The sequence below is a fragment of the Bacillus sp. S71 genome (assembly GCF_016625265.1).
GTDB lineage: Bacteria > Bacillota > Bacilli > Bacillales > Bacillaceae_G > Bacillus_A > Bacillus_A cereus.
Genome location: NZ_JACVUW010000027.1, coordinates 1 through 17966, shown reverse-complemented (window position 1 = coordinate 17966; position 17966 = coordinate 1). Strand labels below are relative to the sequence as shown.

Genomic DNA, 17966 nt, shown 5'->3' with positions numbered 1-17966 from the left:
GTTTTCAAAGAACTACTTGGTCGCTCATTTGCGACTTCCTTATGTTAACATTTCTATTTTGTAATGTCAACTAAGTTTTTTATTTCGATTGCCGCTTTCGACGTTGTTGTCATCAGCGACTCGTATAATACTACACCTCTAAACTCCAATCGTCAATATGTTTTTCTAAAAAAATATAAAAAGACTTATTTCTTTTTAAAATAAGCCTTTTTATCATGTAGCACGCTATCGTTTATTATTTTTCTATAATAGGTAAAGAGACGATAAATCGAATAATACCCTCCTCATATTCAGCTCGAATACTACCACCTTGTAACTCAACAATACTTTTCGCAATCGCAAGCCCGAGTCCAGAACCTTCTGTTACTCTACTTCGAGATTGATCCTTCTTATAGAAACGTTCAAACAAATTCACTAACTCTTCTCTCGTAAACTCTTCACTATGATTCGCAATTACAATTTGTATATCCCTGCGCTGCCTTTGAAGAGAAACTTTTATCTCCCCATCATCTTTACTATACTTAATCGCATTCATTAGTAAATTATCAAATACACGAACCATCTTTTCCGAATCAATCGATGCATAAGCACGTTCCTCAGGAAACTTCTTAACAAACGTAAGTCCATGCTCTTCTGCCTGCGGCACTAACTCTTCTATTAATTGCTCGAGTAACTCATTTATACAAACCTCTTGTTTTTCTAATATAACTTGCTCATTTGTTAACTTCGTATACTCAAATAAATCTTCTATTAAATTCTTTAACTGCTCCGACTTTGCAAAAGCAATTCTCGTATACTCATCATGTTGTTCTTTATTTTCATATTTAGAATCTCTAAGTAATCGCAAGTAACCCATAATAGAAGTCAGCGGTGTACGTAAATCGTGAGATACATTCGTAATAAGCTCATTCTTCTGCTTCTCTAATTTACGTTCCTTTTCTATATTATTCATAAGCTCTTCCGCCATATTATTAATATTCTCAGTTAAAGACGCAATCTCATCTTCACCTTTCTTCTCAATGCGGTACGCTAAGTTTCCTTTTTCTATTTCCTTTACACCTTCTGCCATTGCTTCAATCTGCTTCATCTTTTTCTTTGTTATATAGAAGAAAGAGAAGATGAATACAAGGACACCAATTAAAAATGGGAATGGTCCTTCTTGCGTGTCATATATTACCTCTCCCTCTGGAATTCCGCTAACAAACATGTACAAATTCTTTCCTTCAATAGTAATAGGTGAAAAAGATATAAACTCTTTTCTTGTACTTTCAAATACATTTCTACCATCTGTATAATTAATCGCGAATGATGCTGCATTACGAATCGTATTATGCAAATCGATTTGCTCTTCTTGCGCTTGCTTTGTTTTATATAAAACTTTACCACTTTCATCAGTAACCAATATCTTCAAAGCTCTAGACCCTTGCTCTAAATTTTGGTTTTCCATTTCGATCATATTTGATATAGCTTCTAATTTATTTTCATGAACCGAACTATTTGCCGCTCCTTGAGCTTGGTGATTAATTTGTTCCATACCAGCCCGATAATCGATAGTTGCTTGACGATTCGCATTCTCAAAAAACGGCGCTGCTGCCTTTGCTGACAAAAGCCCTAATAAGGCACAAGCAGCAAAAGTAGTAATCAATTGAATCCTTATACTCTTTCGTACGCTCTTTACTAATTTCTCAATTAATTCTCTTATTTTCCTTATATAAGTAAAAGGATTAAATATCTTTTTCAATCTTATACCCCACTCCCCATACTGTTTTTATATATCTAGGCTTCCTTGGATTCTCCTCAATCTTTTCACGTACTTTTCGAATATGCACCATTACAGTATTATCAGACTGGAAAGATCGTTCGTTCCACACCTTTTCATAAATTTGCTCCGCACTAAACACCATACCTGGATTTCTAGCTAGCAATTCTAAAATTGAAAATTCCCTCGGGGTTAGTTTCACTTCTTCTCCCTCTACAATAACTTTATGGGTCGAGATGTTTATTTTCATCTCTCCAATTTCTAGCTCGTCCTCATTTTGAATAGCAAAACCATTCATTTTCATATAACGGCGTAACTGAGATTTAATTCGTGCAATTAACTCTAATGGATTAAAGGGCTTCGTTACGTAATCATCTGCTCCTGTTGTTAATCCTAAAATCTTATCCATATCTTGCGTTTTCGCAGAAAGCATAATAATAGGCATCTCTTTCGATTCTCTTACTTTCATACACATATGAATACCATCTACTTTCGGCATCATAATATCTAATACGACTAGATGCACTTCATTTTCTTCCAATAAACGTAGCCCTTCTTCTCCGTCCCCTGCTTGTAATACTTTATATCCTTCATTCTTTAAATAGATTGTAATTAAATTCCGAATTTCTTTTTCATCATCTACGACAAGTATTGTTTCGTGTGCCACAATATCTCCCCCATCACTTTTTTAATCCCTAACTTCTATTATAGGAAAACTTCTGAAGAAAAACGCTCGGAAATCCTTAAGATTTTCTGAAGACGCAAAAAAGGTCTAGACTCCCCTTAAGTCTAGACCTTTTAAAAAACCCCTTTTATTTACGAACATAGATGAAATATAGTACGAATAAAACTCCCATAACATACATAATCGGATGAACCTCTTTACGACGACCACTCACAACCATTGTAATTGGATAGAAGATAAATCCAATCGCAATCCCAGTTGCGATACTATACGTAAGTGGCATAGAGATAATTGTAAAGAATGCTGGTACTGCAATCTCGAATTTCTTCCAATCAATTTCCCCTAAGGAAGAAACCATCAATATTCCTACAATAATTAAAGCTGGTGCCGTTACAGCTGGCGTTACAACACTTAGTAATGGCGAGAAGAATAGTGCCAGTAAGAAGAATCCTGCTGTTACAACTGCTGTAAATCCAGAACGTCCTCCTGCTGCTACCCCTGCAGACGATTCAATGTAAGACGTTGTTGTTGATGTACCCAAGATCGCACCAATTACAGTCGCAATCGCATCTGCAAATAATGCTTTTCCTGCACGTGGTAATTTATTGTTCTTCATTAATCCAGCTTGATTCGCAACCGCTACAAGCGTACCTGCTGTATCAAAGAAATCGATAAAGAAGAACGTTATAATAACAATCCCCATTTGAACTGTAAAAATATCTCCGAAGTGCGTTAACGCCACGCCGAACGTTGGTTCTAGACTCGGTATTGCTCCCACTACAGCTTTCGGAGTATCAATTAATCCTGTTGCCACTCCTAAGATCGCTGTAAGAATCATACCGTAAAATACTGCACCATTCACTTTCTTAATCATGAAGATGATTGTCGTAACAACCCCGAAGATTGCTAGTAACGTTGTGCCCTTTGTTAAGTCCCCCAACCCAACAAGAACTGCATCATTTTTCACGATAATTCCGGCATTTTGGAATCCAAGAAATGCAATGAATAATCCGATACCTGCTGCTACTGCAAACTTTAACTCCGATGGAATTGCATTGATGATTTTTTCACGAATACCTGAAGCAGTAAGAATAATAAAGATAATACCTGACATTAATGTTCCGGCAATTGCTGTTTGCCATGGAATCCCCATCGTTAACACTGCTGTATAAGCAAAGAACGCGTTAATTCCCATACCTGGCGCTAAAGCAATTGGATACTTCGCGAAAATACCCATAATTAACGAACCGATCGCTGCCGCTAATGCCGTAGCAACGAATACTGCACCTGGATCCATCCCTGTACCTGCTGGTAACCCTTTAACATTTCCAAGCGACAGCGTAGCAGGATTGACAAATAGTACGTAAGCCATAGATAGAAATGTCGTTAACCCTGCTATGAACTCTGTTTTATAATTTGTACCGAGTTCATCAAACTGAAAATAGCGTTTCATCTTACGTTTCCCCCGTTATATGATTACTCGCCGTATTTCTCCTAGCCCTCTTTTATCCCGAGAAATAAAAAAGGCTTCCATTGCATATATACATGGAAGCGTTCTATAAACAAAGACAAGTTTCCCCTCATCTTTATACAAACGCCTCGTAGTCAAGCCATTTACGGTAGCTAGGTAGAAACTTTCGGGCCATATCCCCGATATTATACGACGGCTATAATATTCACTTTTTGTTTGAATTACATAATCATATTAACTCGACGAAGTAGTTTTGTCAATTTAAAAACGAACGTTTTTATAAACTTTTATAGTTTTGTTCGTATTAACACCAAAATAAAAAAGATCCACCTATGCATAAGCAATAGATGGACCTTTTTATAAATACTATTCCCACTCAATAGTTGCTGGTGGCTTACTCGTTACATCATACACGATACGGTTAACGTATTTTACTTCGTTTACGATACGTACAGAGATTTTCTCTAATACGTCCCAAGGGATACGTGCCCAGTCAGCTGTCATACCGTCGATAGATGTTACTGCACGGATACCTACTGTGTAATCATAAGTACGCTCGTCACCCATAACACCTACGCTACGCATACCAGGAAGCGCCGTGAAGTATTGCCAGATTTCGCGGTCTAATCCTGCTTTAATAATTTCTTCACGTAAAATCGCATCAGATTCACGAACGATTTCTAATTTCTCTTCTGTGATTTCACCTAATACACGAATACCAAGACCAGGACCTGGGAATGGTTGACGCCATACGATTTCATCAGGAATTCCTAGTTCAGATCCTAATACACGTACTTCATCTTTAAATAACGTATTTAAAGGCTCAATTAATTTGAACTGCATGTCTTCTGGAAGTCCACCCACGTTATGGTGAGATTTAATTGTTTGTGCAGTTGCTGTACCACTCTCAACGATATCTGTGTAAAGTGTACCTTGTGCTAGGAAGTCCATACCTTGTAATTTAGATGCTTCATCATCAAAAACGTAAATGAATTCGTTACCGATGATTTTACGTTTTTGTTCTGGATCTTCTACACCTTTTAACTTGTTCATGAAACGTTCTTGTGCATCCACTTTAATAACGTTCATATGGAAGCCTTCGCTAAATGTTTTCATAACGCCTTCTGCTTCACCTTTACGAAGTAAGCCGTGGTCAACGAAAATACATGTTAACTGATCACCGATTGCTTTATGAATTAATACTGCTACAACAGAAGAGTCTACACCGCCACTAAGTGCGCATAGTACTTTTTTGTCTCCAACAGTTTCACGAATCTTTTCTAATTCTACTTCGATAAAGTTCTCCATGTTCCATCCTTCAGAACAACCACATACGCCAAATACGAAGTTTTTAATTAAATCGTTACCGTGCTCAGAGTGACGTACTTCTGGGTGGAATTGTACACCGTATAAGTTTTTCGCTTCATTGCTCATACCAGCAATTGGGCAAGACTCACTTGTTGCGTCTACTACGAATCCTTCAGGTAAACCAGTTACTAAGTCACCATGACTCATCCATACAACTTGCTCTTCTGGAAGGTTCGCATATAGTTTTGATTCGTTCTCTACTTTAAGAACAGCTTTTCCGTACTCGCGGTGATTTGCACGCTCTACTTTACCACCGAAGTGTTGCGTCATAAGCTGCATACCGTAACAAATACCGAAGATTGGTAAACCTAGTTCAAAGATTTTTTCATCACAATGTAATGCACCTTCACCGTATACACTATTTGGTCCACCAGAGAAAATAATCCCTTTTGGATTCATTGCTTTAATTTCTTCTGCAGTAATTGTATGTGGATGAAGTTCACTGTATACACCGAACTCACGAATTCGACGTGCTATTAACTGATTGTATTGACTTCCAAAATCTAAAACGATAATTGTATCGTGTTGTTTCTTCAAAATAATCACCCCAACGTTAGTTCTCGTATATAAATATTTTCACCAATTTGGCGAAAAGCATTACCAATATAATAAAAAAAGCCAGTCCTCCGCCTCTAGTCTCATAACAAAGAAAAGGCAGGGGTCTGGCTTTATAAAGAAAGATAGTCTCCGCTCTTTATAAATATAAGACACACTGCCTTCATAGTCAGGTTGTTTACGGTAACCCGGTAGAGACTCTCAAACCATATCATTGAGGATATATGAAGGATCGTTTTATATTATCTTCCTAGATTCTAACAATGAAGTATCAATATGGTCAAGAGAGAAAGCGACAAAATTCTACAGAAATTAGTTTTACAATGCATTAAATTCTAACTTTTAGATAAAAATAAGCCCTTATTTAATAAATAAGGGCTTATTTTTATCTAATATACAGACAAATCAACTGTTGATTGATTATATCTTTTTAACTCAATTTCCTTCAGGATATTGGTAGCTTCGTGCTTGCTATCAAAATCTCTCATCCAAGTAACGATAAAATCATTCAATTTGTCAGAAAATTTCAGGTTATATTTGTTTTTATATCTAAATGCTCTTGCTAAATTCAGTTCAGGATATGGATTTTTATCTAAGACTATATCCAATTCACTATTAGCAATCGCATTACGAAAATCTTCATCATAAAGATCTCCTGTATTAAGGTTATAAAATATAGAGTCTATATTTAAAAATACCGTTTTATTTAAATCTGCTATTTCATTAAACTCGATAATTCGTTCCTTAAATGCCCAAGTTTTGTCAAGTTCCCATATATCAAACTTTAAGTTGTCAACTAGAATTTTATAACCACCAAATTTATTCTTCTTACAACTTATTTTCTCAAAACCAAAAACATATTCTTCAACATTTAACCCTCGAGTATTTATAACAATGTCAAAATCTCTAGGTACCTGTGAAAAACGATTATCTAAGTAATCACGAATACAGCCTCCAAATAAAAGCAACTCAGCATTTTCATCTAAAGAGGATATTAATTTTTTTGCGTTTGGGCGATTAGACAGGATTCTAAAAAATTCATTTCTGATTTCTAGATTTTTATTCATAATCTAATCATCTCATCTCCAAATGGTATTTAACGTATTTTAACACCTTTTAATTTCTGATGCAAATCAACCGCATAAGAATCCGTCATTCCTGAAATAAAATCAGTAATTAAAAGCAATCTAGAATATGCATCCAAATCATTAACTTTTTTGTCCATTTGCGGATTCTCATAATCGTCATTTAATAAATGAACAAAGATAAAATTGTTAGAAATCATTCTCATTAATTTTCTAGCTTTATCTTTATGATTTTTTTCAAAATCCAAATCATTCATTATACATTCTTTCACGAAAACATTTAACAATCCTGTTATAACCGAATCACCAGCCAATTCGAGAGAAAGTACTTCCCTACTAGCAAAACAGTATTTAACTAATAAATCAAATAAAAATTTATTTAAAAGATTTGCTTTTTGATTATCATTTAATAACCCTTCTTCGCCATAAACCCCATTCATTATGTTGTCATAATTCCCTATAAACTCTTTTTTAACTTCACGAATCATTTGTCCTTGTGCCCATACTTTGAAATTTTGCACACTAGTTAAAACAAAATCTGGGAATTGATTTTGTTTTGCCCTGTCATGCTTTTGCTTTAATTCTTTAATGTCCTCGGTATATGCTTTATAGATTTCACTCTCTTCATTCGCAATTTCATCTTCAAAGATTTTTTCCCAAGGTATTAACCCTTTTTTCACCCCATCCTCTACATCCGCTCCCAAATAAGCAATATCATCTGAAGCTTCAAGAAAATAGGTTAACGGATTTCGAGTACCACGCACACGAGTGCCCACAGTTTCTTCAATTACATCCTTAATTAATTCTTTATCTTGCTGAAAATAACCAAATTTTTGTTTCTCCTTAGCTATCTCATCTGCGGAATCCCATGGATATTTAATAAGCACAGATAAAGTTCCATACGTAAAATTTATTCCACATTGATCATTCAAAAATTGCAATCTTGTAAGAACTCTTAATCCTTGAGCATTACCATCAAAATTGAGAAAATCACTTTTTTGTTCAGTTTCTAAATCAACATCATTCTCCTCAAAATACTTTGTAAACCAAGCTTTGATAACATCTTCACCATAATGTCCAAATGGGGGATTCCCAATATCATGGACTAACCCTGCAGTTGCCAACATTGCTGGGATTTTACCAAAGTCCTCCTGAGAGATTTCACCTTTCTTGCTCAACCATTTTTCCAACCACATCCCAAATGAACGAGCAATTGCCGATACTTCCATAGAATGAGTTAATCTCGTTCGAATAAAATCACTTTCCTGCAGTGGGAATACCTGCGCTTTATCTTGTAACCTTCTCAACGAAGAAGAACTCATCACTCGGTCATAATCTCGTTCAAATTGATTTCTATGCTCTAAAATTCCATCCGGATCGTCCTCAATTTCTTGTTGTACCATATTCGATTTACCACACTTTTTATACTTCAGTCTTGTCTCATTAAGTAATTTATTCCAATCAATTTCATACTTCATATTATTTATTTCTCCCATCAATTTTTTTATCAACTTTTAAAAGCATAAAAAATTAATAAAATCCCTCCATTATTATCCAATAATAATGGAGGGATTTTATATTAAAAGCATAACGAGCAGTTAGTTATACCAAAACAGTATATCCACTGAATTTAAATAACTTTACTATTACATCATTCCGCCCATACCGCCCATGCCCATGCCGCCCATGTCAGGCATTGCTGGTGCATTTGGCTCTGGCTTGTCAGCTACTACAGCTTCAGTTGTTAAGAACATAGCTGCAACAGATGCTGCGTTTTGAAGTGCAGAACGAGTTACTTTAGCTGGATCTACGATACCAGACTCAAGCATGTTAACCCATTCGCCAGTAGCTGCATTGAAACCAACGCCTACTTTTTCGCCTTTTAGACGCTCTACAACTACAGATCCTTCTAGACCAGCGTTGATTGCGATTTGACGAACTGGCTCTTCTAGTGCACGAAGTACGATGTTGATACCTGTTGCTTCGTCGCCTTCAGCTACGATAGAAGCTACTTTCGTGTATACGTTCATAAGTGAAGTACCACCACCTGCAACGATACCTTCTTCTACTGCTGCACGAGTTGAGTTAAGTGCATCTTCAATGCGAAGTTTGCGCTCTTTTAACTCAGTTTCAGTTGCTGCACCGACTTTAATTACTGCTACGCCACCTGCAAGTTTCGCAAGACGCTCTTGTAATTTTTCACGATCGAATTCAGAAGTTGTTTCTTCTAATTGCGCACGAATTTGACCGATGCGAGCTGCGATTTGCTCTGTATTTCCAATACCTTCAACTACAGTTGTGTTTTCTTTTGTAACAACAACTTTACCAGCGCGTCCTAAAGATTCAACTGTAGCAGATTTTAAGTCACGACCTAATTCTTCAGTGATTACTTCGCCACCAGTTAAGATTGCGATATCTTCTAGCATTGCTTTACGACGGTCACCAAATCCAGGAGCTTTAACAGCTACTACATTGAATGTACCACGAAGTTTGTTCACTACTAATGTAGCTAAAGCTTCGCCTTCTACATCTTCAGCAATGATAAGAAGTGGTTTACCTTGTTGTACCACTTGCTCTAATACTGGTAAGATTTCTTGAATGTTAGAAATCTTTTTGTCAGTAATTAAGATGTATGGGTTATCAAGAACTGCTTCCATTTTATCAGAATCAGTAATCATGTAAGGAGATGCATATCCACGATCAAATTGCATACCTTCTACTACGTCTAATTCTGTTGTAAATCCTTTAGACTCTTCTAAAGTAATAACGCCGTCGTTACCAACGCGCTCCATTGCTTCAGCGATTAATTGACCTACTTCTTCGTCAGCTGCAGAAATAGCAGCTACTTGTGCGATAGAAGATTTGCCTTCGATTGGTTTAGAAATCGTTTTTAATTCTTCAATTGCAGCAGTAACAGCTTTTTCGATACCTTTACGAAGACCCATTGGGTTAGCACCAGCTGTTACGTTTTTAAGACCTTCACGAATCATAGCTTGCGCTAATACAGTTGCAGTTGTTGTTCCGTCACCAGCTACATCATTTGTTTTGCTAGCAACTTCTGCTACTAATTTCGCACCCATGTTTTCGAATGCATCTTCTAATTCGATTTCTTTTGCGATTGTTACACCATCATTTGTAATAAGTGGTGAACCAAATTTTTTCTCAAGTACAACGTTACGACCTTTTGGTCCAAGTGTTACTTTTACTGCGTTTGCAAGAGTGTCGACACCGCGAAGCATCGAACGACGTGCTTCTTCACTAAATTTAATATCTTTTGCCATAATAATTGACCCCCTTGGATTTTTTAAGATTTATATAATTAACCGATAACTGCTAAAATGTCACTTTCACGTAAAATCAAGTAGTCTGTACCTTCATATTTCACTTCAGTACCTGCATATTTTGAGAAGATGATAAGATCACCTGCTGCTACCTCTAAAGCAACACGCTCACCATTTTCAAGCACTCGACCAGTACCTACTGCAACAACTTTACCCTCTTGTGGTTTTTCTTTTGCAGTATCTGGTAATACAATACCACTTGCTGTTTTTTCTTCTGCTTGAACAAGCTCAATTACAACGCGATCACCTAATGGCTTTAGCATGAACAATAACCTCCTCATTTTGTTATGTAAATTTTATTTATTAGCACTCAAGTCACCCGAGTGCTAACACACTTATAATAATAAATAATCTCAATTTCTTTTGCAAGTAAAAAAATCATAATTTTTTCGCAAATTACTATATAAACTTTCTATATAGAATACTGCCTTTACTATATGAATCGTTGTTTCCCCTACTCGTATGTTACAATATGAAAGACACCCTAAGTTGTTTTCGCTAAACGTACAACTTTTTCCTGTCTCCTACTTTAATTTCAAATACGGATTTACAAAAAAATCATAATTCGAATGAAAGTTTATATCGTAGATAACATATTTACATGTTATCCTACCTCATCTCATACACTAGAGTTAGAAAGGATGGTTAAACTATTTGAAGAAACAATACTGGTGGATTATCGTTACATACATTTTAATGCAGTTATCTGGAATTGTTGGATTACCACTTCTCCTAAAAACAGGACTCTATGATAATAGAGGATTTACCATGGAGGAAAAAGGACAAATCATAACGGGACACTGGGCGATTATTAGCTTCTTTGTTGCATTATGCATCGTTCTTTGGTTACTTAGAACAGACATTCGTGACAGGCATTTAGATGCAATGCGCTCTTCTGTTCCAGCTACTATTGGATGGATTTTCATCGGCTTCTTCTTGGCTTTCTTTTCACAAATAGTTGCCGGTATGATCGAGATGCAGCTGCTAGGAATTAAACAAGGTTCAGAAAATACAATGAAACTGATGGAAATTGCAAGAACGACACCTTGGTTCCTTATTGTCGTATCTATAATCGGACCTATCTTGGAAGAAATCGTATTTAGAAAAATTTTATTTGGTACACTTTATAAGAAGTTTAACTTCTTTATTGCAGCTATCATTAGTTCGCTTGTATTTGCAGCAATCCATTTTGATTTTACTCACTTATTGGTATACACTGCTATGGGGCTCGTATTCGCCTTCTTATATGTGAAGACGAAGCGTATTATCGTTCCGATTGCAGCTCATGTTGCGATGAATACATTAGTCGCTATTGGGCAAATTTTTATGAGCAATGAGCAAATTCAAGAAATGATTAAAGAAGCTGAAAAAATGCAAGGCTTTATCGGAGGATTTTTTGTATGAGAAACTCACCATTGTTCATGGCTGCACTATACTTCCTTCTTGGATGTATCTTTACACGCTTCGCCATTACGAACGTGACAGATACAATCTGGAATGTGTGGACAATACTATTTGCAGTTATGGCAACAATTGATTTTAATTTGGCACTTCGCCTTATATTAGTTAAATTCACAAAGAAGAAACAATAATAAAACGCAGAGGTCGCTTCCTCTGCGTTTTATTGTGGATAGTTTTTCAAAAAGTAAACTAATGTTTGTAACTCTACAGCTAAATCAATATGATGAATTCTAATATTCTCTGATACGTTTAATCGTGCTGGTGTGAAATTCAAAATACCATGCACGCTCGTTTCAGCTAATCTATCTGCTACAGCTTGTGCTACTGTAGCCGGTACTGTTAATATTGCCACTTGTATATCATTTGATAATCTCTCTTCTAATTCATCTAAATGGTATACAGGAATGCCCCCGATTTCTGTTCCAACTTTCTCTTCACTAACATCAAATGCCATTTCAATTTTTGTATTATTGTTTTTCGTGAAATTATAATGTAAGAAAGCGGTCCCTAAATTACCTACTCCAATAAGTGCTACACGCGTTATATCATCTTGATCAAGTGTTTCGCGGAAAAATGATAATAAATAATTTACGTTATATCCGTATCCCTTTTTCCCTAACGCTCCAAAATACGAAAAATCTCTTCGTATTGTTGCGGAATCTACTTTTACCGCTTCACTCAATTCGGCCGATGAAACACGCTGCTTACCAGAAAGAGATAAGTTTTGGATAAATCGATAGTATAGAGGCAATCTTTTAGCAGTGGCTTGTGGAATCTTTTGCTGATCCATATGACCTCTCCTCTCTTCCTATCTTTATTCATATACTTTAATCAAATACAGAAGTTTAGCACTCATTAAATTCCTTGTATAATAAAGAGAAGAAGTATTCTCTCTTATTTTAAACTATACACTATTTTTAGTATGATTGAGAAATATAAACATGGCAAAGTTAAGAAATTATTTGAGGTGAAAACATTGATTTTATTACAAGTAAATGGACTTTCGAAATTATACGGTGCAGAAACAATTCTTGCAAACATAAAATTGGAAGTACAAACAAAAGATCGTATCGCATTAGTTGGAAGGAATGGAGCTGGAAAATCTACATTATTAAAAATTATCGCTGGTGAATTATCACATGATGGTGGCGAAATTATAAAACCGAAAGATGTCTCAATCGGGTATTTAGCTCAAAATACCGGCCTAGAAACGTCTTTAACAATTTGGGATGAAATGCTAACCGTCTTTACCCACTTACAGCAAATGGAGACAAAACTTCGAAGGCTTGAGCAAGAAATGGGAAAAGAAGAAAACTTTTCAAACGAAGCTATATATGAAAGATTGTTAGCTGATTATGACCAATTGCAACTCAATTATAAAGATCAAGGTGGATATCAATATGAAGCGGATATTCGCTCCATTTTAAGCGGCCTTGGCTTCCCAGTTGAAACGCACCAGACGACGATTTCTACTTTAAGCGGTGGGCAAAAAACAAGATTAGCTCTCGGGAAATTATTATTAACAAAACCAGACTTACTTATTTTGGACGAGCCTACAAACCATTTAGACATCGAAACATTAACATGGCTTGAGCAATATTTACAAGGTTATCCTGGCGCAATATTAATCGTTTCACATGACCGTTATTTCTTAGACAAACTCGTTACACAAGTATATGAAATTTCGAATAAAGAAAGCAGACGATTTGTTGGTAACTACAGTAAATATTTAGACTTAAAATCAGCATTATATGAGCAAGAAATGAAACGTTACGAAAAACAACAAGATGAAATCGCAAAACTTGAGGACTTCGTTCAAAAGAATATAGCTCGCGCCTCTACAACGAAACGTGCTCAAAGTCGCCGTAAACAACTAGACAGAATGGAATTATTAACGAGACCATTAGGTGATTCTAAGTCAGCATCATTCCACTTCGATATTGAAAAGCAAAGTGGAAATGATGTTTTACAAGTAAAGGATGCAACCATTGGCTATGATGAGGACCCTATAATTGAAAACGTAACTATGCGCTTAACTCGCGGAGATAGTGTTGCTTTAGTTGGTCCAAACGGAATTGGGAAATCCACATTATTAAAATCTATTGTGAATAAGTTACCACTATTAAATGGCGATGTTTCTTTCGGATCAAATGTATCTGTTGGTTATTATGATCAAGAACAAGCAAACTTAACATCTTCTAAACGGGTTTTAAATGAACTATGGGATGAATATCCACTGCAACCTGAAAAAGAAATCCGTACTATACTCGGGAACTTTTTATTTACAGGAGATGATGTACTGAAACCAGTATCTTCCCTTAGTGGTGGACAAAAAGCTCGATTAGCTCTTGCGAAACTTATGATGCAAAAGTCAAATTTATTAATTCTGGATGAGCCTACGAACCACCTTGATTTAAATAGTAAAGAGATTTTAGAGAATGCTTTAATTGATTATCCAGGGACTCTTCTATTTGTCTCACATGACCGCTACTTTATTAACCGTGTAACAACGACTGTGGTTGAGTTATCAACAGAAGGTGCACAGGAATATTTAGGGGATTACGATTACTATGTGGAGAAGAAAAATGAAATGATTGAACGCGCAGCATTTGAACAACAAGAACAGCAAGAAAATCAGGCACCTGTTCAAAAAACTGTAGCTCAAGAAAAATTAAATTATCTCGAAGAAAAAGAGCGTAAACAATTAGAACGTCAACGCACTCGAAAAATTGAAGAACTAGAACAAAACATCGTAAACTTAGAAGAAGAAATTGCTACGTTAGAAGATCAACTTTGCTTACCAGAAATATATGCAGATTATGAAAAAGCGAGTGAAATTACAACTAAAAAACAAACGCTACAAGAACAACTTGAAACGTGTATGGCAGAGTGGGAAGAGCTACATGTATAAGAGTATTTAAATAAGGAAGATGTCTCATCAGTCATGATTTTTGACTATGTGACATCTTTTTTCTTTAAGTACATAAATAATTTTTTGAATATATCAATGGTAACTCGGAATATATCAACCATTTTTCAAATACATCTATCGTAACCCTATATATATAAACGATTCGACACGAAATATCGATTTACCGACAAGGATTGACAATATCAGCACCCTCTATAATGGAGGGATATTTCAAAATGTTTTTCAGGGATATCTTCTTACTTTTTATTTCCCGAAAAACAATATATTCAAAGGTCAGACTTCATCTAGTTTATCCACAAACTTATACACATATCCACCTTTATAAAATAGCTACTAAAACAACTTTTCCACATTATCCACAACTAATAAAAAAGTTATCAACAATTCATATACACAACAAAACCCACATTATCAACAGATAATATGGGTTTTATCCACAAGCTGTGGTTAATTATGTGCATAACTATGCTTCAATATCTAATCCTGGATTCGCATTTAAGGCTAATGTTGCACGCTTGCCTTGTTCATACGCAATTGTCCCTGCCGCTGCAATCATTGCTGCATTATCTGTGCATAAAGATAGCGGTGGAATAATTAGTTCAATGTTTTCTTTTTGTGCAAATTCCTCTTCTAATCGCGCACGAAGTCCTTTATTAGCAGCTACTCCACCAGCAAGAAGTAATTGCTTTACATTATAAGCTTCTGCTGCACGAGCTGCTTTCGTTACAAGTACATCTATTACACTTTCTTGGAAACTTGCCGCTAAATCTTCTGGTTTAATTTCTATACCACGTTGTTTCGCGTTATGCACAGTGTTGATAACTGCTGATTTCAATCCACTAAAGCTAAAATCATATGAATTCGGTTCTAGCCATGCACGAGGCAAATCAATTGTTGGTTCTCCTTCATGTGCAAGACGATCAATATGCGGACCACCTGGATATGGCATAGATAACGTACGAGCTACTTTATCATATGCTTCTCCAGCTGCATCATCTCGCGTTTCACCAATTACTTCAAATGAACCATGTTCTTTCATATAAACAAGTTCTGTATGCCCACCAGATACAACAAGTGATAATAGCGGGAATTGAACTTCTTTTACTAAACGGTTCGCATAAATATGACCAGCAATATGATGAACACCGACTAGCGGAATATCATGTGCAAAAGCTACTGCCTTCGCTGCATTTACCCCAATTAGAAGTGCTCCTACTAAACCAGGCCCTTCTGTTACAGCAATTGCATCAATATCATCAAATGTGATATTTGCTTCTTTTAAAGCTTCTTCTAACACAACTGTAATTTCTTCTACATGATGACGGGATGCAATCTCTGGTACAACCCCGCCAAAACGTTTATGACTTTCGATTTGTGATGCAACGACATTCGCAATAATTTCCGTTCCATTTTTAACAACCGCTACCGCTGTTTCATCACAGCTCGTTTCAATCCCCAGTATAATCGTATTTTTTTCCATTATATATTCACCCACATTACAAGACCATCTTCCTGATTGTCTGCATAGTATCGTTTACGAATTCCACCATTTTGAAATCCGTATTTTTTGTATAACTGCTTTGCTACTTCATTTGATACACGTACTTCAAGCGTCATTGTTTTTACTCCTAGTTCTTTCGCTTCTGAAATAACTGCTTTCAATAAGGCATCTCCTAATTTTTGACCTCGGTATTCTGGCAAAATAGCTATATTTGTTATATGTGATTCATCAATAATTATCCACAATCCACAATATCCGATTACACGACCATCTTTTTCTAACACAATATAATGTGCATGTTCATTCATCGTTATTTCACGGTGAAAGGCATCTGCAGTCCAAGGAGTTGAAAAAGATACTTCTTCAATAGCTACAATTTGAGCAATATCATCAAGTTCCATCTTTCTAAATATCATATCCATCTTCTGCAAGGCCCCTACTTGTTTTGACTTTCCAACCACTTTGTTTCAGCTTCAGCTAAACGAAGATAGCTTGGAACAAACGTATGCACATCTTGTTCTTCTTTTTGTAATCCTAAGAATGCTAGCTCACTTGGTCTTGGATTATTTTTAGTAAAAGGAGCGAATACAGCTTGATCACCTAAATGTTCTATAATTGTTTCTTTATGCAATTTAACATCATTACCGATAAATAAAACAGGCTGTCCTTTATCTTTTAACATTTGCAACCAGTCCACAATAAGAATAATTCGGTCTTCTTCTATTGAAGTTAACTGCTCTCCTTCATATGTATATAATCCAGTATAGATTTGCCCACGTCTTCCATCAAATAAAGGACAAATTAATCCATTAAAGTTAGCACCGTTTGCAGCTACTACCTCTAAACTTGATACACCTACAATTGGTATTTGAAGTGACCAAGCTAATGTTTTTGCCGCTGTCACGCCTATGCGAACACCTGTATATGATCCAGGTCCAGCAGCTACTACGATTTTAGTTAATTCCTTCGGTTTTACACCACATTCTTTTAACAGTTGCTCTACAGCTGGCATAAGACGTACAGAATGGTTTTTCGTCAAATTTGTAATAATTTCCCCAATCACGTTTCCTTCCTCAATAAGGGATACACCCATTACGTAATTTGAAGTATCAATTGCTAGTACTTTCATCTTGTAATAGCTCCTCACATAATCTAATATAGCGATCTCCAATTGGCTCGAGTATAATTTTTCTTGTGTCATCTCCCGCATGGAATAAACTAATTTGTAACTTTTCATTCGGTAAATATGCTTCTATTAAATGAGCCCATTCCACTACCGTAATTCCTTCACCGTAGAAATACTCATCAAAGCCTAAGTCCTCTTCGCTTTCTGCTAAGCGATACACATCCATATGATATAGTGGTAATCTTCCTTTATATTCTTTAATAATATTAAAGGTAGGACTATTTACAACTCTTTTCACTCCAAGACCTTTTGCTAGCCCCTTTGTAAAAGTCGTCTTCCCAGCTCCAAGATCTCCTTCTAAAATAATTACATCTTGTGTCTCTACGAGTTCACCTAGTTTTTCTGATAACCTTTGTGTTTCCGCAGAAGATTTTGTTGTTACTTCATATTTGCTCACAGACTTCACCTACTTTACTCACAATGTTCTCTGCTCTTTATTATACAGGTTTTGAATATATAAAAAAGTCCTTAGGAGTTGTCCTAAGGATAGTTTGACTGTCTTTATTAGTTTTTTGTTAAAACAAATAAAAAAATACGAAACAATTTGTTTCGTTCTTTTCTTTATATAAAATGGCGGTCCCGACCGGGGTCGAACCGGCGATCTCCTGCGTGACAGGCAGGC

16 protein-coding genes and 2 riboswitches are annotated in these 17966 nt (G+C 36.0%); of the genes, 3 read left to right on the top strand and 13 right to left on the bottom strand.

Annotated features, from left to right (window positions below; translation table 11 throughout):
• Nucleotides 1-235: 235 nt before the first annotated feature.
• The 8 genes from IBT51_RS26690 to groES all read right to left on the bottom strand — a co-directional run bounded on the left by IBT51_RS26690 (nt 236) and on the right by groES (nt 10527).
• Nucleotides 236-1741: a sensor histidine kinase gene (locus tag IBT51_RS26690; protein ID WP_200458880.1), complete on the bottom strand. Its 1506-nt coding sequence runs from the start codon at nt 1739-1741 to the stop codon at nt 236-238.
• Entirely contained in the window at nt 1725-2426 is a 702-nt protein-coding gene (locus IBT51_RS26685) for a response regulator transcription factor (protein WP_000929891.1), read from the bottom strand. Before IBT51_RS26685 ends, IBT51_RS26690 begins: the two co-directional genes overlap by 17 nt.
• A gap of 145 nt (nt 2427-2571) precedes the next feature.
• Entirely contained in the window at nt 2572-3897 is a 1326-nt protein-coding gene (locus IBT51_RS26680; protein WP_000833096.1) for an NCS2 family permease, read from the bottom strand.
• 129 nt (nt 3898-4026) lie between these two features.
• Nucleotides 4027-4129: riboswitch (purine riboswitch) on the bottom strand.
• Between the two features lie 152 nt (nt 4130-4281).
• Complete coding sequence (gene guaA / locus IBT51_RS26675) at nt 4282-5820, bottom strand: glutamine-hydrolyzing GMP synthase (RefSeq protein WP_234465827.1); 1539 nt, start codon at nt 5818-5820, stop codon at nt 4282-4284.
• Between the two features lie 164 nt (nt 5821-5984).
• Nucleotides 5985-6086, bottom strand: a riboswitch (purine riboswitch).
• Nucleotides 6087-6227: 141 nt separating this feature from the next.
• A complete protein-coding gene (locus IBT51_RS26670; protein ID WP_048568267.1) occupies nt 6228-6905 on the bottom strand; it encodes a nucleotidyltransferase family protein in 678 nt (225 codons plus the stop codon).
• Nucleotides 6906-6934: 29 nt separating this feature from the next.
• Nucleotides 6935-8401, bottom strand: a complete 1467-nt coding sequence (gene dgt, locus IBT51_RS26665) for a dGTP triphosphohydrolase (RefSeq protein WP_048568268.1) — start codon at nt 8399-8401, stop codon at nt 6935-6937.
• A 168-nt stretch (nt 8402-8569) separates the two neighbouring features.
• A complete protein-coding gene (groL, locus tag IBT51_RS26660; protein WP_001029992.1) occupies nt 8570-10204 on the bottom strand; it encodes a chaperonin GroEL in 1635 nt (544 codons plus the stop codon).
• A 38-nt stretch (nt 10205-10242) separates the two neighbouring features.
• Nucleotides 10243-10527, bottom strand: a complete 285-nt coding sequence (gene groES / locus IBT51_RS26655; protein WP_000917311.1) for a co-chaperone GroES — start codon at nt 10525-10527, stop codon at nt 10243-10245.
• Nucleotides 10528-10918: 391 nt separating this feature from the next.
• On the opposite strand from groES, the gene IBT51_RS26650 reads away from it, so the two are divergent.
• Both IBT51_RS26650 and IBT51_RS26645 read left to right on the top strand, forming a co-directional pair.
• Nucleotides 10919-11668, top strand: coding sequence for a CPBP family intramembrane glutamic endopeptidase (locus IBT51_RS26650; protein WP_064531572.1), 750 nt, complete (start codon nt 10919-10921; stop codon nt 11666-11668).
• Nucleotides 11665-11856, top strand: a complete 192-nt coding sequence (locus tag IBT51_RS26645) for a YdiK family protein (protein ID WP_001246204.1) — start codon at nt 11665-11667, stop codon at nt 11854-11856. Before IBT51_RS26650 ends, IBT51_RS26645 begins: the two co-directional genes overlap by 4 nt.
• A 29-nt stretch (nt 11857-11885) precedes the next feature.
• Here the strand turns inward: IBT51_RS26645 and IBT51_RS26640 are convergent, their stop codons facing one another.
• Nucleotides 11886-12515 carry a redox-sensing transcriptional repressor Rex gene (locus IBT51_RS26640; RefSeq protein ID WP_000372699.1) on the bottom strand — a complete coding sequence of 210 codons (630 nt, stop codon included), beginning with the start codon at nt 12513-12515 and terminating at the stop codon, nt 11886-11888.
• Between the two features lie 186 nt (nt 12516-12701).
• On the opposite strand from IBT51_RS26640, the gene IBT51_RS26635 reads away from it, so the two are divergent.
• Nucleotides 12702-14636, top strand: coding sequence for an ABC-F family ATP-binding cassette domain-containing protein (locus IBT51_RS26635; RefSeq protein WP_217989926.1), 1935 nt, complete (start codon nt 12702-12704; stop codon nt 14634-14636).
• Nucleotides 14637-15120: 484 nt separating this feature from the next.
• On the opposite strand, the gene tsaD is transcribed toward IBT51_RS26635, so the two are convergent.
• From tsaD to tsaE, 4 genes are read right to left on the bottom strand one after another with little or no spacing between them, the layout of a single operon-like run.
• Nucleotides 15121-16137: a tRNA (adenosine(37)-N6)-threonylcarbamoyltransferase complex transferase subunit TsaD gene (gene tsaD / locus IBT51_RS26630; protein WP_000414595.1), complete on the bottom strand. Its 1017-nt coding sequence runs from the start codon at nt 16135-16137 to the stop codon at nt 15121-15123.
• Nucleotides 16137-16580, bottom strand: coding sequence for a ribosomal protein S18-alanine N-acetyltransferase (gene rimI / locus IBT51_RS26625; RefSeq protein ID WP_029441459.1), 444 nt, complete (start codon nt 16578-16580; stop codon nt 16137-16139). The genes tsaD and rimI overlap by 1 nt, the downstream gene beginning before the upstream one ends.
• Before the next feature lie 14 nt (nt 16581-16594).
• Entirely contained in the window at nt 16595-17287 is a 693-nt protein-coding gene (gene tsaB, locus IBT51_RS26620) for a tRNA (adenosine(37)-N6)-threonylcarbamoyltransferase complex dimerization subunit type 1 TsaB (RefSeq protein ID WP_016083765.1), read from the bottom strand.
• On the bottom strand, nt 17268-17741 hold the full coding sequence (gene tsaE, locus IBT51_RS26615) for a tRNA (adenosine(37)-N6)-threonylcarbamoyltransferase complex ATPase subunit type 1 TsaE (RefSeq protein ID WP_200458881.1): 474 nt from the start codon (nt 17739-17741) through the stop codon (nt 17268-17270). The genes tsaB and tsaE overlap by 20 nt, the downstream gene beginning before the upstream one ends.
• Nucleotides 17742-17966 lie beyond the last annotated feature (225 nt).

Coding starts and splice junctions, on each gene's coding strand:
- IBT51_RS26640 (WP_000372699.1), bottom strand. CDS start 12,515: ATGGATCAGCAAAAGATTCCACAAGCCACTGCTAAAAGATTGCCTCTA.
- tsaB (WP_016083765.1), bottom strand. CDS start 17,287: ATGAAAGTACTAGCAATTGATACTTCAAATTACGTAATGGGTGTATCC.
- IBT51_RS26670 (WP_048568267.1), bottom strand. CDS start 6,905: ATGAATAAAAATCTAGAAATCAGAAATGAATTTTTTAGAATCCTGTCT.
- groL (WP_001029992.1), bottom strand. CDS start 10,204: ATGGCAAAAGATATTAAATTTAGTGAAGAAGCACGTCGTTCGATGCTT.
- dgt (WP_048568268.1), bottom strand. CDS start 8,401: ATGAAGTATGAAATTGATTGGAATAAATTACTTAATGAGACAAGACTG.
- tsaD (WP_000414595.1), bottom strand. CDS start 16,137: ATGGAAAAAAATACGATTATACTGGGGATTGAAACGAGCTGTGATGAA.
- groES (WP_000917311.1), bottom strand. CDS start 10,527: ATGCTAAAGCCATTAGGTGATCGCGTTGTAATTGAGCTTGTTCAAGCA.
- IBT51_RS26680 (WP_000833096.1), bottom strand. CDS start 3,897: ATGAAACGCTATTTTCAGTTTGATGAACTCGGTACAAATTATAAAACA.
- IBT51_RS26645 (WP_001246204.1), top strand. CDS start 11,665: ATGAGAAACTCACCATTGTTCATGGCTGCACTATACTTCCTTCTTGGA.
- rimI (WP_029441459.1), bottom strand. CDS start 16,580: ATGGATATGATATTTAGAAAGATGGAACTTGATGATATTGCTCAAATT.